Raw genomic sequence first — 22,866 nt, forward strand, 5'->3', positions numbered from 1 at the left:
TCCTTGGATCGGTTAGGTGTTCGGCTGGTTCAGCCGCTGGAGGTTGGCCACCTCGTCGTCACTGAGGCACTTGTAGCCCGGGCCGTCGGGAGACTTCAGCTCACCGCCCTCGACTTCGAACGTGAAGTAGCAGGGGATGTTTGCCGGGGTGCCCTCTGTGAAATTGAGCGGGATGGAGAAACCGCCGAGCGTTTCATCCTTCAGAGCGTACAGACCTTTCCGCACGTCGTCCGGCGTCGACGTCGGACCGACGTTGCCGGCCTTCGCGGCGGCCTCGAACAATTCGAATCCGACCCACACCAGGGAGTTCGGCTGGCTGAACTGACTGGTTCCGCGCAGGTTGGGAAGTTGCTGGTCGACGGCGTCCAGATAGTCCTTGACTGCGGGGATGCTCTCGTCGGTGTAGTTCGCGGCCGGTGAGGACGTCAGCCTGCCGTCGAAGTTCGGATCCTTCAGCCAGTCGTCCGACAGACCGCCGGCGGTGGACAGGGTGGCAGGCTGGTAGCCCTGCTGCCGGCAGCTCTCCATGACCCGCGACTGCACGGGCGATGTGTTCAGAATCTTCAGGACGTCGGCTCCCTGCTCCTTCAACTGGATGCATTGAGCGGTGAAGTTCGGGGAGTTCGCCGAGATCTGCATCGCCTCGAAGTCGAGGTCGAACGAATCCGCGATCTTCCCGGCGAGAACCTGGGAGTCCTTGCATGCCGGCGACTCACCGCAGTACAGGAATCCGAGGTTCGTTCGGCCCTGCTCCTTCGCCATCTTGTACACCGCGTACTCCTGCACCGCGAGCGACGGCCCACTGGCGAAGAAGTTCGGGCTCTTCTGGAACGGGGGCGAGAACGACAGCCCGCCGACGATCGGAATACCCTGAGCGTCGACGTAGTTCGCCCAGGAGTCGACGACCGGGCTGGCCTCGCCCACGATGGCCACGACCTTCTCGACCTCGACGAGTTCCTTGACCGCCTGCAGCGATCGCGTCGGATCGAGGCCGTCGTCCTTCACGACGATCTCGACGGGGTGGCCGTTGATGCCGCCCTTGGCATTGACCGCCTTTCCCCACGCCAGAGCGATCTCGTCGGTCGCGCCGAGGGCGTCCGACTGTGGGCCCGAGCAGCTACACACGAATCCGATCCGGATCGGGTCGCCGGACGCCGTGCTGACGGGGTCGGTACCCGAGGACGATGCCCCGCTGCAGGCGGTGACGGCGGCCAGTGCGGCCGCCGTGCCGGCGACAGCCAGGGCCTTCTTCCAATTGCGCATTTTTACTCCTTGTGGACGCGATGCCCGAGGGTTCGCGGACGAGAGATTCGAGGGGGATGTGTAGTGGTTCGAATGCGGGTCACGCGGTGCGTGCGTGCTCGGATGTGTCGACGTGGAGGTACTGCTGGACCAACTCGTCCTCGTCGATGTCGTCGGGCGATCCGGAGAACGCCACTTCACCCCGATCGAGGAGGTACAGGCGGTCGGCGAAGGCCAGTGCGTGTCCGACGTACTGCTCCACCAGCAGCAGCGAGGTGCCCGTCGCGGCCAGTTTCCGCAGGGCCTCGAAGATCTGGTCCACGATCAGCGGGGCGAGCCCCATGGACACCTCGTCGAGGAGGACGACCTTCGGCGAGGTCATGAAACACCGTGTCAGAGCGAGCATCTGCTGCTCGCCGCCGGACATCTTGCCCGCCTCCTGCTTGAGCCTGCGGCCCAGGACAGGGAACGCCTCGAGTGCGATGTCGAAGCAGTCCTGTTTGCTGCCGGCCGGTGCGAACAGGGCCAGGTTCTCGCGGACCGTCAAGCGGGAGAAGATACCGCGGCCCTCCGGTACGAGGCACAGTCCCGCCGCGGCGCGGCGATGGGGACGGCGCGTCGTGACGTCCGTGCCTCCGACCGTGACGGTACCTTCCCTGGGCCCGAGGAGCCCGCCGGCGGCGCGGAGCAGCGTGGTCTTGCCCGCGCCGTTGGGGCCGAGCAGTGCCACGACCGTGTTCGGCGGGACCGTGATGTTCACCTTGCGCAGGACTGGCGCTCCGGCGTATCCCGCCGTGAGATTCTTCAGTTCCATCGCGGGAACGGTGTTGTCGTTGGTCATGATGCGGGCACACCTTCCGGGAGCTGCACTGCCATGTCGTCGAGTTCGTCGGCGACAGCCTTGTCGAAGTCGTGGTCTTCCCCGAGGTAGGCGCTCTGGACGATCGGGGACTGCATGGCCTCCCGGGCGGTGCCGGAGAAGATGTGCTTGCCGAAGTCGAGGACGTGGATGTTCTCGCAGACGTCGAGAACCAGCGCCATGTCGTGTTCGACGAGGAGGATGCCGACCCCGCGTTCGTCGACGACGCGACGCAGGATCTCGCCGAACCGTTCGGTCTCCGCCCGGTCCAGGCCGGACGACGGCTCGTCGAGGAGCAGGATCCGGAAATCACCCACTAGGCACCGCGCCAGTTCGACGAGCCTGCGCTGACCGGTCGACAGGGATGCGGCCGGCGTGTCCGCGAGTTCGGTCAGCTCGCACAGTGCGAGCGCTTCCTCGGTCCGCGCATCGACGATCGCGTGCTCCCCGCGCTTGGGCAGGATGTGCTTGATCGGGTTGGCACCGGCGAGGGCGGCCTCGAGACCGATTGCGACGTTCTCGCGCACCGTCAGCGAGTCCAGCAGCTGCATCCGCTGGAAGGTACGTCCGAGACCCAGCCGGGCCCGGGCGGCCGGACCGAGACGCGAGACGTCCTTGCCGTTCAGCAGAACTCGGCCGCGGGCGGGCTGGTTGAGACCCGAGCAGGCGTTGAACGTCGTGGTCTTGCCCGCGCCGTTGGGCCCGATGAGACCGGTGATGGTTCCGGTGGGTGCGGAGAAGCCGAGGCCGTCGACGGCGACGATTCCGCCGAACTGGACACGGAGATCCTCGACCTTCAACTCGCCGCCGGACACCCGCTCACGCTCGACCGGCACGACTGCGGCTTTCGCCTTCTCGGTGTGCTTGCCCTTCGAACCGAATATCCGGTCGACGACGCGCTGCACTGCGACGGGGGCGCCGCCTGCCGAGCTGGGCTGCATCGCGGCAATGACCGCGAAGACACCGAACAGCAGCTGGAAGACGATGTTGACGGTCTCCCCGTGGACGTAGGCCGGGATGAGGGTCATACCGACGGCGGCCATGACTGCGCTCCACGGCATTCCGCCGGCAGCGATCATGATCAGCACGAAGTAGGTCAGCGACAGCATCGGTGGGTAGGAGATCGCCGAGATCGACGTCTGCGCGGCGCCGACGAGTGCGCCGCCGACTCCCGCGAGGAACGCCGACAGGCAGAACACCAGGACCCGGGTGACGTTGACGGAGGCACCACTCGTCGCGAGGGCGGTCGGTGAGTCCGACATGGCCCGCAACAACTTTCCGAGCCGACCGATGTTGAGCGCCATCACGGCGATCGCGGTGACGACGACCAGTGCGAGGACGACGTAGTAGTAGCCCGAGTCGGACTGGAACCAGTCGATACCCGGACGGGGGACATTCAGGCTCGTGACGCTCGCGCCGAACATGAAGCGCTGGCTGTAGAACATCTCCTGCAACAGGACGGCGAAGCCGAACGTCGCGAGGGCGAGATACAGTCCGCCGAGCCGGCTCGCGGGGATGGCGAGGATCGCGCCGACGGGGACCGCGACGAGACCGGCGAGGATCAGCGACACGATCCACGGCAGCCCGCTGTCGAGTCCGATGCGGGAGAATGCGACCGCGCCGATGGCCATGAACGCCACGTGGCTGAGCGACACCTGCCCGGCGGTGCGGACGAGAAGAACGAGCGAGAGGAACACGATGACCAGGGCCAGAGTGGTCGTCCACGCCGTCAGGTAGACGCCTGCGAACATCGGAACAGCCGCCAGGACCAAGACGAGTGCGATGCCGGCGACGACATGCATGCGCATGGGTGCCGCCCAGACCGGACGCGGACGCGGAACGGTGAACGCCGGAACCGACAGGGCACGCTTCGGGAAGACCAGCAGCACGACGAAGAGGACGAGGAAGGGCAGCGCCGCAGGGATTCCGGCGAGAATTCCGTCGGTGAACCACTTGGTGGACAGCGAGGCGAGCACACCGATCACCAGACCGCCGAGGAAGGTGACCCACAGGTTCGAAAAGGCTCCCAGCGCGGCCGCACCGAACGCGGAGACGACCAGGAACGTCAGTTGGACGGCGTCGAGCGGCAGCAGGGGCGCGAACAGCACGCCACTGACCGCCGTGAACACGCCGCCGATGACCCAGGCGATCCGGCGCGTCATCGACGGGCTCGTGCCGACGACGTCGAGCAGGTCGGGGTTGTCGACGACCGCGCGCATCGCGATGCCGCGTCGGGTGAACTTGAAGTAGACGGACAGTGCGACGGTGGCGAGCAGAGCGACTGCGCAGGTGATGACGTCGGCAGTGAGGACGGTCGTGTCCCCGAGCTCGAAGGTGCCGGTTCCGAGGAACTTCCGCACGATCAGGAGCTGGTCCGTGCCGTAGATCAGCTGGGCGGACGCCCCGATCGCCAGCAGGACACCGACCGTGGCCGCGACCTGCAGTGGCAGGCTCGTCGCCTGGATCCTTCTGGCCAGCAGCTCCATGGCCAGGCCGAGCAGCGGGCCGATCACGAAGATCGCGATCGCGGCGGCCATCTGCCACGGCAGTTTCATTGTGATGTGCAGTGAGTAGAACGAGTACGCGGCGACGGTGGCTAACGCGCCATGGGCGAAGTTGAAGACACCGGAGGTCTTGTAGGTCAGGACGAGACCCACGCCGGCCAGGCCGTATACCGCACCGAGCGTCAGCCCGGCAATCACGAACGGCAATAAACTCGACATGCCTCTCCTAGGGGTTCCGAGACCGCATGCCTTCGGGCCAGGATTGCCGTCGAAGCTGGGTCGGTGTGACGTGACCCACTCTATGAGTAGTAATCGATAATTGCAAGACTTACCGTCGCAAATTAGTTTGCGAAGCATGTTCACACATCAATCGGCACCGAGACGCTTGCATCACAACGATTTTGCGCGTGGACTCACACGCGCAGCAGTGCCGCACCGTGCGTCGCGAGTACCGCGGAGCAGGCGTCACAGGGAGGCCCGATCACCCGGGCACAAGAGTTCGTCTACATCCAATGTGCTTGAAAACCAGCACATCCCATGAACAGAGAGGATCAGCGGCGCGCGCCCCGGGCGATGGTCAGCCCGAGAGCGCGGTGGTCCCAGGTTCCGGCGGTCACTCCGCGCTCGCGCAACAGGTGCTTCTGGATCCGGTCGACCTGGTTCCTCGGGAGCTCGGCGACGATCTCGACATACCTCGGTACCGCGAAGTAGGGAACGTGGTCCTGCATCCACTCGAACAGACCGGACGGTTCGACCGTCTCACCCTCCCGCACGACCAGGCACGCCTTGATGTCGTCCTCCCCCAGCTCGGACTGCACGGCGTGCACAGCGGCCTCGACGACGGCGGGATGGCGGCACAGCGCCGCCTCGAGTTCGAGACTCGACACGTTCTCGCCGCGCACTCGGAGCGCGTCCTTCTTGCGGTCGACGAAGCGGAGCGCACCGGACTCGCGGATCGTGCCGTAGTCCCCGGTGTGGAACCACAATCCCTCGAATGCGTCCAGGGTGTCTTCCGGGCGCCGCCAGTATTCGTCGAACATCGCGAAGCGGTGACGCGGACGCACGCAGATCTCGCCCACCTCGCCCTGCGACACCTGCTGTCCCCGGTCGTCGAGCAACGCGATCTCCAGATCTCGCAGCGGTTTGCCGTTGCTGTCCCGGTCGCGCCGACCGTACGGGGAGTTCAGGGTCTGGAACACGCATTCGGTCTGGCCGTACGACTCGGTCCAGGGGTCGACACCGAATCGTTCCCGGAATTCCGGGTGATACGTCGACGCCAGTGGCGACACGTTGAACAGCCGGAGTTTGTGTGCCTTGTCGTACTTGCCCGGCGGCGTACCGAGCAGCATCATCCCCATCGCACCCACCGCGTTGGCAACGGTGGCGCCGGCCTCGGTGGCCGTCTCGAAGAATCCGCCTGCACTGAACGCCGGGACCACGACGACGGGAATTCCGGCGATGAGCGACGGCATGATCGACGCCAGTTGGCCACCCGCGTGGAACAGCGGCAGCGGGGTCAGGAACACATCGTCCTCGGTCAACCTCATGACCTCGGCGATGGTCTGGCCGGCCCGTGCGTAGTAGCCGTGCGAGAGGACGCATCCCTTCGGTTGCCCGGTGGTACCGGACGTGTACATGATCGCCATCGTCGTTTCGGGGCCCACGTCGACCGAGGGCGCGATCCCGTGGGGCATCTCCCGGTAGAGCACGGTGGGAATGTCCGCCGAGTGGTCGTCCACGTCGTCGAACAGCACGACCGCTTCGATCGACGGCACCTCGGGCAGCAGCGGCCGTAGTGCGCGCCAGCCCGGTCCGTCGGTGACCACGATCCTGGCTGCGGAATCTCGCAGTTGGTGGCTGAGAAACTCGCCCTTCAGGTAGGGATTGAGCGGAACCTGGATGCCGCCCATACGGGCGATACCGACGAAGAGTTCGAGTAGCTCGTATCGATTCGGCGCCAGCGTGGCGATCCGGTCTCCTGGAAGCACGCCCAGCGCGTGCAGCTGACCGGCAAGTTCTTTCGCGCGGGCGTCGATCTCGGCGTATGTGGGAGCCCACTCACCGAACTTGGCGAACACGCCACCGGGTTTCGCCGAGACCAGCTCCGCCAGGATGTCGGTGACCGGAATATGCCTGATCCCCTGCCAAGACGCCTGCATAAGACCTCCGTGTGCGCTTCGGGCCGGTGTCCCGAGGATTACGAAATGAACTATCTCAAAATAGCAAACTGTCGTCAACCTCGGCTTCCGACCCTGCGCCAGGGTGTCCCCGTCCGGGGATCGGCGTCGAACCTCGCATGATCTCGTATCGTGGACCCGATATCCGATGCGATGTGGAGGCACGATGCCGGGGAAAAGTGGGAGGACGACCGAGGCTGTCGCCGAAGCAGACGGGGGCAAACGCCCGGTGGGGCGTCCACGGCGCGTCATCGACCTGGATGTCGTCGCGGACGTCGCGGCCAAGTTGTACGCCGAGAAGGGCTACGACGCGGTGTCCATCGAGTCCGTGGCGGAGGAACTCGGCCTGTCACGCGCGACCCTCTACCGAACCGTCCGCTCGATGGACGACCTGCACACGCTGCTGTTCGAGCGGAGCGCCCGCAACGTCGAGGTCGAGGCCCGCAAGCTGATGCGGAAGATCAAGGACCCGCGCGAGGCGCTCATCGCTCTCATCGAGTTCCAGGTGGACGCCTCGATCCGCATGCGTGAGTACGCGGGTGTGTACTTCGGGATAGGGCTGCCGGCAGAAACCTACGAGAGATGGCGCAAATGGGCCAGTGGGTACGAACGACTGTGGACGAGAACGGTCGAACGTGCCATCGAGGGCGGCCACCTGCGCGCCGACGATCCCCTCGTGGCCACCAGGCTCATTCTCGGCATGGTCAACTGGGTGTCCCGGTGGTACAGCAGCCGTGAAAAGTACACGAGCGAATCGATCGCGCAGGAGGCCGTACGCCTGATCGTCCTCCCGGACCCGGGCACCGAGGCCGGGGCGCCGACCGCGCGGAAGAAACCGACCGCGTGAGAGGCGACCGGCACAGTTGACCGCAGAAAGCGGTGCCCCGTCGCCGGGGCACCGCTTCGTCGGGACGCTGAGAAATTCAGGACGCTCAGTAACTCGGCACCGATGCGCCGATGGCGTCAGCCGCCGCGGCGACGGTGTCGCGTTGTGAACCCGCGACCATGAGCGACACGAGGTCGAATACCACGGTAGCGGCTGCAACGCAGGTGATCTCGGCGTGATCGTAGGCCGGGGCCACCTCGACGACGTCGGCGCCGACGACGTTGAGCCCGGTCAGCTGGCGCAGCATCCGGAGCAGTTCGCGGGATGTCAGGCCACCCGCTTCCGGCGTGCCGGTTCCGGGGGCGAACGCGGGGTCGAGGACGTCGATGTCGATCGACACGTACACCGGGACGTCCCCGACGCGCCGGCGGACCACGTCGACGGCCGCCTCGATGCCCATCACGTCCAGATCGCCCGCGCGGATGATCCGGAATCCCATCCGCGCGTCGTCGTTCAGGTCGGCCTGGTCGTAGATCAGACCGCGGATTCCGACGTGGATGGAGTGGTCCTCGACGAGAAGACCCTCTTCGAACGCGCGCCGGAAGATCGTCCCGTGCGTCACCGGTGCGTTGAAGTAGGTGTCCCAGGTGTCGAGGTGAGCGTCGAAGTGCACCAAGGCAATCGGTCCGTGCTTGGCGTGCAGCGCCCGCAGATTCGGCAGGGCGATCGTGTGGTCGCCGCCGATCGAGACGATCCTGCGGTCGCCGCCGCCGAGAATCTCGGCGGCGTGTGCCTCGATCTGCCGGCAGGCCTCGCCGAGGTCGTACGGCGTCACCGTCACGTCGCCGGCATCGACGACCTGCACTTCTTCGAGCGGTGCCACACCGAGTTCGACGTGATAACCGGGGCGCAGCGCACGCGCCGCCTGCCGGACGGCCATGGGGCCGAACCGGGCGCCGGGCCGGTACGACGTGCCGCCGTCGAAGGGGACACCGAGGATCGCGATGTCGTAGTCGTCGACCTCGTGGATGTCGGCAATGCGGGCGAAGGTGCCCTTGCCGGCGTAGCGGGGAACCTGGGTTGCGGGCAGTGCACCGACGAGGGATTCTCTGCGCTGGGGCATGGCTGTCTCTCCTGTACTCGGGAAGGTTCTTGTCAGGTCAGGCGCGGGTCACGGGCGCCGGACCGGGTTCGGCGGACTTCTCTACTTCTTCTGACTCGGTTTTCGACGCGGTGTCCGACAGCGACGCGCCGCGGGTCTCCGGTGCGAGGAAAATGGAGGCGACGAGTCCGACCAGGGTGACCACCGCGCCGATCATCAACGCCCCGCCGGCTCCGAACGTCACCAGCGCCATCGGCATCAGATAGGTGCCTGCGGCAGAGCCGATGCGGCTGATCGCCGTGCCCATACCGACCGCGGTGGCCCGAACCTCGGTGGGGAACAACTCGTTCGGGTAGACCACCTCGAGGAAGCTCGAGGCACCGGAGCTGATGGCGAACACCGCGAGTGCGAGGAAGAAGATCTTCGCCGAGACGTCGGGAATCAGCGCGGGCACGGCGAGGGCGACGACGATGATCGCGAACGACCCGATCAGCAACTTCCGGCGGCCGATCTTCTCCACCAGCCACAGTCCGGGGATGCCGCCGACAACGAACAGGATCGCGATGAGGAGCGAGCCGCCGTACAGGTTGGCGTCGCCGTACAGCCCGAAGGACTCGAGAAGGTCGGGGGCGAACGTGTACACCGCGAACAGCGGGATCACCTGGGCCGTCCAGAAGATCGCCACGAAGATGGTGCGTCGCAGGTAGGGCTTCTGAAACACCCGGAAGAACGACGTGCTGACGACGGGTTCCTCCGGAAGGTCGGCGACGCCGTACTGCTCGCCGAAGACGCGCTTGATGGACGCGTCGGCCTCCGCCATCCTCCCCTTGCTCATCAGCCAGCGGGGAGACTCCGGGGTGCCCATCCGGGCGAGCAGCGTGATGATCGCGAAGATCGCCGGGCTCGCCAGCAGGAAGCGCCACGCGTCGGGTCCGAGTCCTCTCGCGAAGAAACCGACCACGTACGCGGCCGCGGCGCCGACGGCCCACACCACGAACATGGCACCCAGCAGCCGGCCACGCTGCCGTTTCGGCAGGAACTCGGCGAGCAGCGACGTGGCGATCGGATAGTCGGCGCCGATGGCGACACCCAGCAGGAACCGCAGCAGGATGATCTGCCAGGCCTCACCGCAGAACGCGGAGAGGACGGAGAAGACGGCGAGCGCGACGAGGTCGGCGATGTACATGACGTGCCGGCCGATCTTGTCCGTCACGTACCCGAACACACCGCCGCCGACGAAGATGCCGACCAGGCTGGCCGCGCCGATGAGACCGATCTCGGTGGCACTGAGATCCATGGCCGGTTCGAGGGTGATAAGCGCGACGCCGATGATCGACAACGCGAAGCCGTCGATGAACGGCCCGCCGGATGAGAACGCTGTCAGCTTCTTGTGGAAGGAGGTCAACGGTGCATCGTCTATGAGATGACCGGTAGTTGTCATTGGGGCTCCTGGACTGGATCAAGTGCGGGTGCTGCCGATTGTGACGTCCAACACAGAGTGCCTGGCCGTTCCGGCGCAGCACGAGTAGCCAATGCGCAAAACCGGTGGTTACGCTTTATTCGATCGCACAAACATGATTGGGCATTGACGCAGAGGAGGCTCCGTGGCCATCACCGTCGGTGAGCTCGTCGAGATCCCGCATCTGCGCCTGGACGTGTATTCCGGGGCGTCCGGTCTCGGTCGCGAGGTCACCTGGACCCACACCTCCGACCTGCCCGAACCGTGGCGATGGGTCACCGGCGGCGAGTTCCTGATGACCAACGGCATGTCGTTCCCGAAGTCGGCGAAGGAGCAGGCCGACCTGGTCCGGCACCTCGCGGACGCCGGAGTAGCCGGGCTGGGCATCGGCGAGAACATGTACTGCCCGCGCCTGACGGCGGCATTCACCCGCACCAGCGACGAGCTGGGGTTTCCGGTCCTGTGGATCCGGTACCCCCTCCCCTTCGTCGCCATTTCCCGGTCGGTGGCCGAAGCCACCCTCGTCGACCAGTCGCATCGCCTCGCTCGCACCGTCCGGATCTACGACCTGATCCGCAGGCACACCGCCCGCGGCGCCGCGCCCGCCGAGCTTCTGTCTGCACTCGCGCGCGAACTGGGTTGCGAGATTCAGGTGTGCGACCGCGCCACCGGGGAGCCCTGGTTTCCGGGCACGACCCCGCTGGACCCGACGATCAGCGACGCCGTGGTGGCGTTGTCCGAGGCGTCGAAGAACGTGGCGGGCGGCGCATACGGACTTCCGGCGGTCGGCGACCGGGCGGCGATGCTCACCGGCATCCCCCGCCACGCGGGCGCCGCACTCGTCACACTGAGCGATCCACGGGTCGGCGTCGACCCGATCCAACTCCAGCACGCTGCCACCGTAGTCGCCATCGAACTGTCCCAGACACAGTTGATGCTCGAACACGAACGTCGTTACGGTTCAGGGCTTCTCACCCAGATGCTCGAAGGACGCATGGACATCGCCGGGGTCACCGCCCAGCTCGCCGATCTCGGCTTGAAACCCGAGTCCGCCGTGTTGGTGGCGGCGCGCAGCGAAGAGCCGGAACGGATGCTCGAACTGCACAACTCGCTGTGGCGGCACACCCTTCCGTATCTGTGCCTGGTGCGCATGGGTACCGCGCACGTCCTCGTGCCGGACGGCCCGGACACCGACTCCGTGCTGTCCCGCGCGCTGGGCCCGACCGCGCGCATCGGCATCAGCCGAACCCTCGGGTCCCTCGCACGTTTTCAGGATGCGGCCCGGGAGGCCCTGTGGGCACTGTCGATCGCCGAACGACGCGAGACGATCGTTTCCCGGTACGGCAGCGCCGTCCCGTGGGTCGGGCTGTCGAGCGTGGCCGACGCACAAACCCTGGTGGACAGGATCCTGCGCCCGGTTCTGGACTACGACGAACAGCACAACTCGAGACTCGTCGAAACACTCGACGCGTTCCTGCAGAACCAGCGGTCGTGGCAGCAGACCGCGCAGGCGATGCACATTCACCGGCAGACCGTCATGTACCGCATCCGCAAGGTCGAGGCGCTGACGTCCCGCGACCTGGCGGACACCAATTCACTGTCCGAGCTCTGGCTCGCCGTGCGCGCTGCGGAACTGCTCTACACCCGCGACCGGGACTGGTCGGAGTCGACGGACGACAATCTCAAGCCGACACCGAGAAGACGTCGGCCAGGTGGGTGATTCGCAAGGCGCGAGCGAGTTTGGGGAGGTCGCTACCGTCGGCGACGTTCTCGCCCTGTGCGCCGAGTTGTGCGATGACCTCGGTGGCCCATGCCACGTCGGTGTGTTGCGGGGACAGTTCACGATTGACGGTCGCCGTGTCACCGGCACGCATGCAGAGCTTGCCGGTCATGCCCATCGTCCTGGTGACGGCGAGGGCGTCGGTGAGATCGGGTTCGCCCGTCAGGCACGGGCCGTCGATGGGACCGGAGATCCCGGCGGCGCGGCTGGCGACGACGAGTCGCCCCCGCGCGTACGCCAATGCGTCGGGCGCATCGCCGGCGCCGGTGTCCCGGCGGAAGTCGCCGGTGCCGAACGCTATTCGGGTCGTCGCGTCCGCCGAGGCGATGTCGAAGGCGAACTCCACGCCCCGCGCCGATTCGACCAGGGCGAGGATCGGCGTCTGCGGCAGCTCGGCGGCCGTGCGGTCGACGTGGTCCGCCGATTCGGTCTTGGCGAGCATCACGCCGTGGAGGCCGGGGAGCCCGCGGATCGCCTTCAGATCATCGGCCCAGTCCGCGGTGGTGACGTTGTTGATGCGCACCCACCCGGCACCCCCATCAGCGAGGAAGCCGGCCACATGGTCGCGGGCCCGCGTTCTCGAGGCCGGAACGACGCCGTCCTCGAGGTCGAAGATGACTGCGTCGGCCGCCGAGTTCGTGGCTGCGGCGAACTCTTCCGGGCGCGAGCCCGCGACCAGGAGCCAGGAGCGCGCATGTGTCGCGGGGACTACGACGGCCTGCGTCGGAGATGTGAGGGTCATCCGATTCTCGTTTCTCTCGATAGTGCGGGGTGTGATGGGTCGATCAGTGCGCGGCGACACCGGTCACAGGGTCGAGTGCGGCGAATTCGCGGTCCACGGTTGGCGCGGTGAGCAGGCCGGCGAGCCGACGGGGCGACAGGATGTCGTCGACCTGCGCCTGGGTGAGCAGACCGTCGTCGACGGCGAGGTCGCCGACGTAGGCGCCGGTCGCCAGGGCCCGCTTGGCGATGTCGGCACTGGCGGTGTACCCGATGAACGGCGAAAGCGCAGTGACGATGCCGATCGAGCGCCGCACCCCCCGCTCGAGATGGTCGCGGTTGGCGGTGATCCCGTCGACGCACTTGACAGCCAGGGTGTCCGCTGCCGCGGCCAGGTGCGTCGTCGAGCGCAGCAAGCTGTAGACGATCACGGGTTCGAATGCGTTGAGCTGGAGTTGCCCGCCCTCGGCGGCCATCGTGACCGTCAGATCGTTGCCGATCACCTCGAACGCGACCTGGTTGACCATTTCGGGGATGACCGGGTTGACCTTGCCGGGCATGATCGACGAACCGGCCTGGGCCGGAGGCAGATTGATCTCGCCGAGCCCCGCCGTCGGCCCTGAGGACGTGAGCCGCAGATCGTTGCACGTCTTGGACAGTTTCACGGCGACACGTTTGAGGATGCCGGAGACCTGGACGAACGCTCCGCAATCCTGGGTTGCCTCGATGAGATTGCCTGCCGGGACGACCGGTTCACCGGTCAACTCACGCAAATAGTTGCAGGCGAGCGCGGAGTACTCGGGATGGCCGTTGATCCCGGTACCGATGGCGGTGCCACCGAGGTTGGATTCCAACAGCAGAAGCGCTCCCTCGGAAAGCCGGGCGCAGTCCTCGTTCAACATGATCGAGTAGGCCGCGAACTCCTGACCCAGGGTCATCGGTACCGCGTCCTGCAACTGGGTGCGACCCATCTTGACGATGTCGTCGAATTCGATCGACTTGCGCTCGAACGACTCCGCGAGCCGGCCGAGCGACGCGATCAATCGCCGGAGATGCTCGACCAGCGCCAGCTTGATCGCGGTCGGATACACGTCGTTGGTGGACTGCCCCAGGTTCACATGGGTGAGGGGGTCGAGTTCGGTGTAGGCGCCGCGTCCGAACCCCAGGATCTCGAGAGCACGATTCGCAATGACCTCGTTGGCGTTCATGTTCGACGACGTACCCGCTCCGCCCTGGATCGGGTCGATCGGAAACTGGTCGAGCAGCGCCCCGCCGCGGATCTCCGCGCACGCGGCAACAATGGCATCGGCGCGCCGGTCGCCGATGAGGCCGAGGTCCCGGTTCGCTTGGCAGGCAGCTTGTTTCACTGTCGCCAGCGATGCAACCAGTGCCGGGTACTGACCGATCGCTGATCCGGTGATCGCGAAATTCTCCATCGCGCGGGCGGTGTGGACGCCGTAGTACGCCCGCGCCGGTACTGCCAGATCTCCAATCGAGTCACGCTCGATCCGCACATCGCACTCGCTCAACTGTTCCACCAGCACCTATTCGCCGTTCTACTCGACAGGGTCTATGACGTCGATCGCCGCGTGTCGAACAGTACACCACATCCAATATATTGGTTGAGTGACGGAAGATGTTCTCGGTGTTTCACGGCAAGGGCGCCCGGCACTCGCCCACGCGGCCCCAGGAGCGTGCGGCCTGCAGAGTTACAGTATCCAGTATGTTGCGTGATAATCCGGTGGAGCGCCCTCGCATGAGCGACGTCGCGTTCGAGCGGATCTGCGACGCGATCGTCACCGGTGAACTCGCGCCCGGATCCAAGGTCAAAGACAGCGAACTGGCTGAACATCTGGGCTTGAGCCGGACCCCGGTCCGTGAGGCGCTTGCACGGCTGATCGACACCGGACTCGTCGAGGCCAAGCCCGCCGCCTTCACCCGGATCACCCCGCTGAACCGCGCCGACGTCGAATCAACGCTCGCAGTGATGGAAGTTCTGGACCAGCTGGCTGTGAAGACGGGGGTTCCCAACCTCACCGACGACATGATCGCCGTGATGCGCAGCGCCAACGACGACCTCGCGCAGGCGATCAAGGCCAACGACATCGGTGCCGCTCTCGCCGCGGATGACACCCTTCACGGCATCATCGTCGAGGCGGCCGCCAACCCACTGCTCAAGCGGCTCATGCACCAGGTGCACCCGCAGATCCACCGGATCTACTACCGCAAGTTCTCCAGCCTCCGCGGCTGGCAGGACGCCATCGAACACCACGACAAACTGATCGCCCTGTGCGCAACCCGGGACGGCGAAGCGGCGGCCGAAGTGTCCTCGCAGCACCGGCGATTCCTGGGCGGTCTGATCGGCGAACTCTTCGACATCGACGAGTCCGCCTCCGACACGTCGTAACCAGCTACAACAGACCGGCCCGAGCATGATCGGTTATCCCCCGCCGCGGCCGTTCGGCGCGCCGGACCAAGGCATCCAGCTGCCCGGTGCCTGGCGCCGGCGATCAGGCCGGCAGTACGAACCGACGCGCGACGAACAATCCAGCCCGACCGTTCGCTCGGCGGCGGAGCGCGGACGCCTAAACAATAAACAAGAAGCCCCGCCGCAAGGCGATGACACACATCATCCGGGGTCACGGGTGGATTACGCCAGGCCGCGGCGGTCGCGCTGACCGCCTGCCGAACGCGCACCCCGTCGAGGTAGAACAGATCCATCGCGAACTCGACCGGAGGGCCATTCGTGGTGGTCAACTCAGGTCCGCTGCTCGCCTGGCTCGCTAGCAATCGCTATGAGCGGGAGGGGTACAGACACAGGTGGCACGGCGTGGGGTGCCCGTCAGCCCACGCGGATGCCCTTGTCGGCGAGGAACTCGCGGGCACGACCCAGTTGGCGGTCGGTGGCGAAGGCGTACCACTGGTCGGCGAAGTTCTCCTGGTGGACGAGGTCGCGGAATCGGCTGAACGCGCACTTGCCCTGGTCGTCCGCCCCAGCCGATCCGCATCATGATGCCGCTCGGCGAAGGCCGCCATGTCACGCCAGCCTTCCCGCGAGCCTGTCCGGTCGAACCGGAGCCAACGGTCGGGCTCGGCCTCCGCGTCGACGGTGGCGTCCCCGCCGACCATCATTGGATCAGCAAATGCTGGCGTCGTACACCTGTCCGGTGTGCACGTCGACGTCGCCACCGGTTCGGCCTGCTCCCGTCGCTGCTTCAGTGCCATTGGTATGCCGGCCCCCACCTGTTGCAGCGCGTCGTCGACGTCATGTCCCCGCACCGCGGCGAGGAACCGGGCCGCATCTGCTGCCGCGATAGCGGTCCGCGCGGACATCGAGGTTCGGCAGCACCGGCAAGTACCAGGACTCGGTCCTGCCCAACGGAAACTTCGCCGGCTGTCCAGAGGACGCATTCGACTGCGTCTGTGGCGTGTACCTTGACGACCCGACCGCCCGGCAACATCCCCCGACGAAGTTATGAATCAGCCCACTTAGTGCCCCATTTCAGCCCTACCGGAAGCCGACACCGCAGGTCAAGGCGCTGCAGCAGAACCTACTTGCCAGTAATGCCCTAAGTCAGGTCGTACAAGTCGGAAGTACGCCGCGCTATCCAATTTCACTCAATCATCGCGAGCTCGGAGGGAGCCTTGCGGTTCTTGTTGCGGAGGAACCACGACAGCACTCCAGTGACGATGACGACGATCGCGGTCGACGCAAGTGCAAGTTCAGGCATCGCCGGAACAACGACGAGGGTAATCGCCGAGGCGACCAACAGTGCGATGACGGTGGCACGAGGCCGTTTCATCGACACGATCGCCTGCACGAGGACTGCGCCGAGCACGGACGGGAGGATGTAGGAGCGCGTGACGGCGACGATGTCTGCAGGGATCACGCTGATCAGCCATGTACCGAGCAAGCCGACAAAGATGGCAAGCGAGATCAGATGCACCATCGCAGCGCCGCAGATCGCCAGCACCGCAGCCAGTTCGGCGCGCTTCGTCCCCGGTTTCGCGCCGATATTTGCCTGTGCAATCAGCGCCGCGGGCAGCAACTTGTTCGCGATATTGCCGATCATGAATGCCTGATACATCGCGGCGGGACCAAGGATCGGGAAATAGGTCAGTGGTTCGACTATCCAGATGATGAAGAACGTCCCCGCCACTGCCGCGAACGCTGTCCATAATTGAACTGTAGTGACGTCCACAGTCCCCGAGAACACAAGGTAGAGAGGAGCGCCGAGCGAGAGTGACAGTCCTGCCAGCATGGTGAGCCTGCCCCAGCGGGAGGTGGTGCGGTCGAACTCGGCGAGTGCGGCTGCTCCGGTGGCAGGAGCCAACATATCGTCGGTAGTCATCGAGAGACGCCTTTCGAGGTATTCGTGCTCAGGAGGTAGTGGTGAAGTAAGTGACCGTGAGAGCGACGAGTATCGCGACTCCGAGTGCCCATTCACGCATCCAGTTCTTGCCGAACTGCTTGGCCAGGAACAGGAACACAGTCATCGTCACGGCGGACGCGGCGAACGCGACGACGTGGAAGATCGACTTCGTCAGTTCCCCGAAACCGAGGGACGCGAACGCGCCCAGCAGGGCAGCCGAGGGTACGACAGTCATCAACGCAGGATTGACCGTGCGGACCTTCGCGTCGCCACGCTTGAGTAACGGGGTGAGAATCAGCGCAGACAGCATCCACATAACGCCACCGATGGTCATCGCGAAGAAGGCAACGACAAACACGTTCTGCGTGTAGGTGTCATCGCCGAGTTTCGCGCCCATGGAGTCGGCGGCGATACTGGCTGCGGACACGTCATAAGCGGCCGAGCCGATTAAGCCGATCCGGGCAAGCACGGCAGGGGTGCCGAACAGGGCGAGCAGAGCGATCGCTACAAGGCATACCGCAATCGACGGTCCGACAGCGGACACTGCACCGGAGCGGAAGGACACCTTCATGTCCTCGCGCGAGAGGTCGGCGGCCGGCGCGACCTTTCGGACCGCGGTAATGTAGATCGCCGACTGCACGATGATGACGGCGAAGATGCCGGCGACGGCCGCCCAGAGCACGGGGGAATTGGCGACGGCCATAATGTTCGTGGATTCTCCAAGCGCAAGCATTTCTTTAAGCCTCTCGAGGAGAGCGGAAGACCGGACAATCCGGTCTGCCTAATGGAATCGTGGTAACCGACGGGTAGCACGAGTGGCCCTCGGGGGGCGGCTGTCTCGAAACTGACACGAGACTCGCCGCCCCAGGAATGAGGACGATGGTGGCTCGAATGCCGCCGTTTAAGCGGTTGGTGCTACCTCGAGCCTTGGTACGATATGCGGACGAGCAGTGTGAAAGTCGGTGGCCTCCTGAAACGCTATGGCCGTCCGGATGAGTAGGGAATCCCTCCAATACGCGCCTGCGAGCTGTAGTCCGATAGGCATTCCGTCCGAACGGAATCCGCAAGGAATCGAGATCGCCGGCACGCCTGCAAACGCTTGGGGATAGGTGAGTCTGACGAAGTCGCTCATCTCGGAGTAGTCCGGTTTCCATCCAATCGGAGGAGTCGGTGCCGGTACCGTCGGTGATACAAGTACATCTACGTCTTGGAATACGTTGTCGAGCGTTCGGCACCACTGCTGGCGGAACATGGCAGATTCTGCGTACTCGCTCGCAGACACCGATGCCCCCGTTTCCAGATACGAGACCACCTCTGGGTCGGTCGCTGACTGCTCTCGCGTGAGATAGTCGCCGTACAGAGCGTGGAAGTTTGCTGTGATCATCGGGGTCATCTGGGCTTGACAGCTCTCGGATCCGGGCACCTGGATCTCAACGACGTTGCCTCCCAGCGCGACCAGCGTATCGATACCGGTTCGAACTGCCGTGAGGATTTCGTTGTCAATGTCTTCCATCCAGAAGTTGGTCGGAACTCCAATGCGTAACCCTTTGATCCCCTCGCGCGAGAAGACCGGGGATCCATCTCGTGGCAGGTCAACCGATGTAACATCCGACCTGTCGTACGCATCCATCACGTGAAACAAGCGCGCGATGTCGGTTGCCCGGTGAGCAATTGGGCCACCGGCCGTGAATGTGGCAACTCTTGTCATATCAGCGCGGCGGTTGGAGAGGCGACCTGCTGATGGCCGGAGACCAACCAAACCATTGAGGCTGGCGGGGATGCGAATCGACCCTCCTGAGTCGCTGCCGATCGATGCTGTTGCGAATCCGGCTGCAACGCTGGCCGCGGACCCGCCGCTTGACCCTCCGGAAATCCTGTCCAGGTTCCACGGATTTCGGCACGTCCCATGGTGCACGTTTTGGTTGGTGACCGTGAGGCAGTACTCCGATTGGTTGGCCTTGGCCACGATAACTGCGCCGGCGTTCTTGACACGTTCGACGAGGAAACAGTCGTCCTCAGCCTCCCGCGCGTAGGCGAAGGAAGTTCCGTTGGTAGTTGGCGTGCCGGCAACATCGAAATTATCCTTGACGGTCAACGTCATTCCATAGAGAGGTCCCGGCCACTCACCGCGCTCCGCTAGCGCGTCGAGGTTCTGTGCTTCGCCGAGTGCTTCGTCGCGGCGGTCGGTTATCAAGGCCGCGATGTGGGCTTCGTACTTGTCGATGTTGTCGAGGTTGGATTGGACTGCGCTCTGTGCGTGTCCCCCATTGAACGTTGCTGCCATGTGTCCTCCATGTGTGAGATCGTCGCTGACGGAGATCGCGAATCTGCCCGTCGGCACTTGCGAATCGAACGGGTTCGCCTACTATCGGATTCCGGAGGCGGAGGCGCAACGAAATGCAGCTTCTAGTCTCACAATGGTGATCGGACGCAGATTATGGTTCTTGCTCGCAAAGACTTGCAGTTAGTGCATGCGCTCCAGGTGTGGCCACGCGCTCCGTGGTCGCGACTTGGACCAATTCTCGATGTAGACCCGGTAACGCTCGCACGGCGATGGTCGTCCATCGGTGATCGCGGGTTAGCGTGGACTACATGCCAACCGGAGCCACGTTCGTTTCGGCACGGTGCGATCGTTGAGGTCGAATGTGTCCCGGGTTCCGTCAACAAAGTCGTGGCGAATTTGTCGCGGGATCGATCATGCATGTCCATCGACGTCGTTTCGGGCGGCCGAGGCCTGATACTGACCATCGGTTGCACGACTGCGGCCAATCTGAATCGTTACCTCATCTCGCAACTCGGTGAGATGTCCGGGGTCCGTTCGGTTCGTACCAATCCCGTTGTGACGACGATTGCCGGTGCGGTTCAATGGCGCGTGAACGCGTTGCTGGAGGAGCAAGTCGCGGCTATCGAGGACGCTCAGCGAGTTGCCGATCGCCAGATGGAAGATCGCGCATCGATGAGTGACAGTGACTATCGTGCCGTGATCGAGATTCTCTGTCACGACGGCCGCGCCACGAGCACATTGATCGGAAAACGTCTCGGGATTCCTCAGAGACGGGCACGTGAGTATTTACATTCCACGCTGATGTCCGGGTTAATCGAACTGCGAACCGACGTGCTAAGCCAAGAATCCGGATGGCCGGTCAGTGCCTGGTATTTTCTTCGTGTTCCGGCAGCAAAATTGCGCGAAGTAGGAGCGCGACTCCGAACACTCCGCACGGTGAGAGCGATTTTATCTGTCGCCGGCCCGGCGAACGTGCTCGTCCTGGTGTGGCTTCCTTCGATCAACGAGGTGGAAGGGCTCGAGATTGCAATGGAGCAGGCGCTTCCGTCCGTCCGCATCGTCGACCGATCTCTGGTGCTTGCTGTGCGCAAACGAGTAGGACGGACGTTCGGCGACGATGAGTTGCCACGAGAACTTGTCCCTTGGGAGCTGGCTCAGTCCGACCAGACGATTGATTCGTGAGCAGTAATGGTCGATAAAGTCGAGTATCTTTTCGGCGGTCCAGGCCCAGACGTAGGGGGGTCGTCGTTCCAGTTCGCGATCCACGCGAGAATATGTGTATTGCGCCGCCGAGTACGGCTTCATCGCCATCAGTGACATCTCTTCCTCTGGGTCCTCACAACGTGTTCACGATGTCCTCACTCAGGGGAACGCCCGTTTCGTTGGCATCGATTGTGGCGGCGTCGCGGAGGTCGTGCCGGCAGAACGGGCGCACCCTGCGGTCGTCGGTGCCGCGGGGACCCCGTTGAGGGCAGTGCCATGGCTGGCCGTGGCTGGCCAGCCACGTGGTGTCGGAAAAGGGCACCTGTCCGCAGCCGGGACATCGGGTCTGCAACCGCAGGCGGTGTCGGAGGCATATCGGAAGCAGCGGGTATGCCCATTCCATCTGCCAGATGCAGTCCGGGTCGGCCAGACACCGTGGACAGAAACGGGATTCGCTGAAGCGGTGCCGATCCTGTGGCGCTGCGAGAGCTTTCGCTCCGGCACCATCAATGGGCCGGCAACGCTGAGTGCTGGCCGGGCTTCCGAAGATGATGAGCACACGAAACAGCTGGACGGCTAATGGCCCGACACGGATCGTTGACCGGGCAATCCCCGACTGACGGTGAGGTTCGCGGCAGACAGGACATCACCTCGCTGATGCAGGTCAGCAACGATTACGGGGTTTCGGTCCGGCCGCTGAGCAGTTCCCCGTCAGGGCTCAGCCAACAGCCCACTGAACGCAGTGAAAACGGTTCTCAAGTTGTGGTCGAGTCGGTTGAGGATGTCTTCGCGATCGTCGTCCGTGTTGAGCCAGTTTCGGAGTTCGGAGAGAAACATGCCCCGGGCAGCGCCAGCGATTGCCATGGGGATGGCGTCCTGCGGAGAAAGCCCGGTGCGGGTAGCAACGAAGGTCGCGACCGTGGAGGCCCATCGTTCCCAATGATCGTATGCGTCGGCACGGAGTTCGGCGCTGCTGTCGAGCAGCCTGAAACGCTCCAGCCACACGTCGCTGTTGTATATAGCAGAGCGAGTGGAGAGGACGATGCTTTCGCGAACGGCATCAAGGATGCCTGGATGCTCCTTCTTCTCTGTGAGATTCTGAGCCAGCCATGAGATTGTGTCGTCGAACGCAGACCACACGACGCCGGGCTTCGACTTGAAGTAGCGGAAGAATGTAGTCCGTCCAATTCCCGCCTCTCGTGCGATGTCGTCGACGCTGACCTGTTCATAGCCATCGCGCAGCATCAGAGTGAGAGCGGCGCGCTCAACCGCATCGCGACTAGCCGCGAACGGTCTTCCTGGGCTCCGGCGGGGAGGCGTCTGCATTCCCCCACTGTAACCACCTGCACGCAGGAAGTTCCGCCGGATCATTGCATTGTGGTACTCAATCCCACTAATGTGAGCGAGCCAACACAATGCCCTCCGAAGCCACCGCCGGCGCGCTCCGGAGCGGCGAGGAGAACTTCCACACGAAGGAATACGACGATCATGGGAAAACTGGACGGCAAAGTCGCCATCATCACCGGGGCAGCACAGGGCATGGGTGCTGCCCACGCGAGAAAGTTCATCGAAGAGGGCGCGAAGGTCGCGTTGACCGATGTCAACGAAGTGGAAGGCAAACAACTTGCCGACGAGCTCGGCGCCAACGCACTCTTCCTCAAACACGACGTCGCGTCACTCAGCGACTGGGCCGACGTCGTCGGCCAGACCGAGAAGGCCTTCGGGCCCGTCACCGTCCTGGTCAACAACGCAGGAATCCTCGGGCCGATCAAGGATGTCGTCGAGATCAGCGAGGACGAGTATCTCAAAGTTGTCGCTATAAACCAGCATTCGCAGTTCTACGGCATGAAAGCCACTATCCCTTCGATGAAGAAGGCAGGGGGCGGCACCATTGTCAATATCTCGTCGACGGCGGGAATGGTGTCCATCGTCGGAGCGCCGAACCTTGCCTACGTGGGCAGCAAGTTCGCCTCCCGTGGCATGACGAAGCAGGTGGCCGTGCAATTCGGCCCCGACAATATCCGGGTCAACTCAGTCCACCCGGGTTACATCAAGACTCCAATGATGGAGGCTGCCACCGACGAGAATGGCGGCGGCATCGCGGACGCGGTCCCGATCCGCCGGATGGCCGAACCCGACGAGGTTTCGAAATTGGTCCTGTTCCTTGCCTGCGACGACTCGTCATACATCTCCGGCATGGAGCACGTCATCGACGGCGGCCTCACTGCCTCCTGACCATCGACTCTCGGTCCTGGTCATTGCGGCGGCATCACCCACCCCGTTACGAGTCGTATGAACCGGATCGAAGTGCCCGTTTTCGGGATCTGAGCAGTTCAG

General features: G+C 64.4%; 18 protein-coding genes. 6 read left to right on the forward strand and 12 right to left on the reverse strand.

Annotation, left to right across the window (positions count from 1 at the left end; translation table 11 throughout):
- Positions 1-12: 12 nt before the first annotated feature.
- The 4 genes from I1A62_RS22385 to I1A62_RS22400 form a co-directional block, all read right to left on the reverse strand.
- Positions 13-1,263, reverse strand: a complete 1,251-nt coding sequence (locus I1A62_RS22385) for an ABC transporter substrate-binding protein (RefSeq protein ID WP_219459879.1) — start codon at positions 1,261-1,263, stop codon at positions 13-15.
- A gap of 79 nt (positions 1,264-1,342) precedes the next feature.
- The gene (locus I1A62_RS22390; RefSeq protein ID WP_219459881.1) at positions 1,343-2,083 is read right to left on the reverse strand and encodes an ABC transporter ATP-binding protein; all 741 of its coding nucleotides are present in this window, start codon (positions 2,081-2,083) and stop codon (positions 1,343-1,345) included.
- Complete coding sequence (locus tag I1A62_RS22395) at positions 2,080-4,824, reverse strand: branched-chain amino acid ABC transporter permease/ATP-binding protein (protein ID WP_219459883.1); 2,745 nt, start codon at positions 4,822-4,824, stop codon at positions 2,080-2,082. Before I1A62_RS22395 ends, I1A62_RS22390 begins: the two co-directional genes overlap by 4 nt.
- Before the next feature lie 332 nt (positions 4,825-5,156).
- Entirely contained in the window at positions 5,157-6,764 is a 1,608-nt protein-coding gene (locus I1A62_RS22400) for an AMP-binding protein (protein ID WP_219459884.1), read from the reverse strand.
- A 184-nt stretch (positions 6,765-6,948) separates the two neighbouring features.
- On the opposite strand from I1A62_RS22400, the gene I1A62_RS22405 reads away from it, so the two are divergent.
- The gene (locus I1A62_RS22405; RefSeq protein ID WP_219459886.1) at positions 6,949-7,629 is read left to right on the forward strand and encodes a TetR/AcrR family transcriptional regulator; all 681 of its coding nucleotides are present in this window, start codon (positions 6,949-6,951) and stop codon (positions 7,627-7,629) included.
- Between the two features lie 85 nt (positions 7,630-7,714).
- Here the strand turns inward: I1A62_RS22405 and speB are convergent, their stop codons facing one another.
- Together speB and I1A62_RS22415 are read right to left on the reverse strand one after the other, a co-directional pair.
- Positions 7,715-8,731: an agmatinase gene (gene speB, locus I1A62_RS22410; RefSeq protein WP_219459891.1), complete on the reverse strand. Its 1,017-nt coding sequence runs from the start codon at positions 8,729-8,731 to the stop codon at positions 7,715-7,717.
- 37 nt (positions 8,732-8,768) lie between these two features.
- A complete protein-coding gene (locus I1A62_RS22415) occupies positions 8,769-10,151 on the reverse strand; it encodes an MFS transporter (RefSeq protein ID WP_219459892.1) in 1,383 nt (460 codons plus the stop codon).
- 163 nt (positions 10,152-10,314) lie between these two features.
- Here I1A62_RS22415 and I1A62_RS22420 point away from each other — a divergent pair, with 163 nt between their 5' ends.
- A complete protein-coding gene (locus tag I1A62_RS22420) occupies positions 10,315-11,889 on the forward strand; it encodes a PucR family transcriptional regulator (protein ID WP_219459894.1) in 1,575 nt (524 codons plus the stop codon).
- Here the strand turns inward: I1A62_RS22420 and I1A62_RS22425 are convergent.
- Both I1A62_RS22425 and I1A62_RS22430 read right to left on the reverse strand, forming a co-directional pair.
- Positions 11,852-12,691 (reverse strand): CoA ester lyase, encoded by an 840-nt coding sequence (locus I1A62_RS22425; RefSeq protein ID WP_219459895.1) that lies wholly within the window; start codon positions 12,689-12,691, stop codon positions 11,852-11,854. The two genes, I1A62_RS22420 and I1A62_RS22425, sit on opposite strands and share 38 nt — an antisense overlap.
- A gap of 43 nt (positions 12,692-12,734) precedes the next feature.
- Positions 12,735-14,183, reverse strand: a complete 1,449-nt coding sequence (locus tag I1A62_RS22430) for an aspartate ammonia-lyase (RefSeq protein WP_219461341.1) — start codon at positions 14,181-14,183, stop codon at positions 12,735-12,737.
- A 242-nt stretch (positions 14,184-14,425) separates the two neighbouring features.
- On the opposite strand from I1A62_RS22430, the gene I1A62_RS22435 reads away from it, so the two are divergent.
- Complete coding sequence (locus tag I1A62_RS22435; RefSeq protein WP_124394783.1) at positions 14,426-15,076, forward strand: GntR family transcriptional regulator; 651 nt, start codon at positions 14,426-14,428, stop codon at positions 15,074-15,076.
- A gap of 423 nt (positions 15,077-15,499) precedes the next feature.
- Entirely contained in the window at positions 15,500-15,682 is a 183-nt protein-coding gene (locus I1A62_RS22440; protein ID WP_219459897.1) for a hypothetical protein, read from the forward strand.
- Positions 15,683-16,283: 601 nt separating this feature from the next.
- Here I1A62_RS22440 and I1A62_RS22445 read toward each other — a convergent pair.
- The 3 genes from I1A62_RS22445 to I1A62_RS22455 all read right to left on the reverse strand — a co-directional run bounded on the left by I1A62_RS22445 (position 16,284) and on the right by I1A62_RS22455 (position 19,326).
- Positions 16,284-17,021 carry a hypothetical protein gene (locus I1A62_RS22445; protein WP_219459899.1) on the reverse strand — a complete coding sequence of 246 codons (738 nt, stop codon included), beginning with the start codon at positions 17,019-17,021 and terminating at the stop codon, positions 16,284-16,286.
- 28 nt (positions 17,022-17,049) lie between these two features.
- Positions 17,050-17,745, reverse strand: a complete 696-nt coding sequence (locus I1A62_RS22450) for a DUF5058 family protein (protein ID WP_219459900.1) — start codon at positions 17,743-17,745, stop codon at positions 17,050-17,052.
- Positions 17,746-17,943: 198 nt separating this feature from the next.
- Positions 17,944-19,326, reverse strand: coding sequence for an amidase (locus tag I1A62_RS22455; protein WP_219459902.1), 1,383 nt, complete (start codon positions 19,324-19,326; stop codon positions 17,944-17,946).
- Positions 19,327-19,743: 417 nt separating this feature from the next.
- On the opposite strand from I1A62_RS22455, the gene I1A62_RS22460 reads away from it, so the two are divergent.
- Positions 19,744-20,508, forward strand: coding sequence for an Lrp/AsnC family transcriptional regulator (locus I1A62_RS22460; RefSeq protein WP_219459904.1), 765 nt, complete (start codon positions 19,744-19,746; stop codon positions 20,506-20,508).
- Between the two features lie 732 nt (positions 20,509-21,240).
- On the opposite strand, the gene I1A62_RS22470 is transcribed toward I1A62_RS22460, so the two are convergent.
- On the reverse strand, positions 21,241-21,855 hold the full coding sequence (locus I1A62_RS22470) for a TetR family transcriptional regulator (RefSeq protein ID WP_124394179.1): 615 nt from the start codon (positions 21,853-21,855) through the stop codon (positions 21,241-21,243).
- Positions 21,856-22,017: 162 nt separating this feature from the next.
- Between I1A62_RS22470 and I1A62_RS22475 the strand changes: the two genes are divergently transcribed.
- Positions 22,018-22,764 carry a glucose 1-dehydrogenase gene (locus tag I1A62_RS22475; RefSeq protein WP_219459908.1) on the forward strand — a complete coding sequence of 249 codons (747 nt, stop codon included), beginning with the start codon at positions 22,018-22,020 and terminating at the stop codon, positions 22,762-22,764.
- The last annotated feature ends 102 nt before the right edge of the window (positions 22,765-22,866 follow it).

Source organism: Rhodococcus sp. USK10 (assembly GCF_019378875.1).
In the GTDB taxonomy this organism is placed as follows: Bacteria; Actinomycetota; Actinomycetes; order Mycobacteriales; family Mycobacteriaceae; genus Rhodococcus_F; species Rhodococcus_F pseudokoreensis.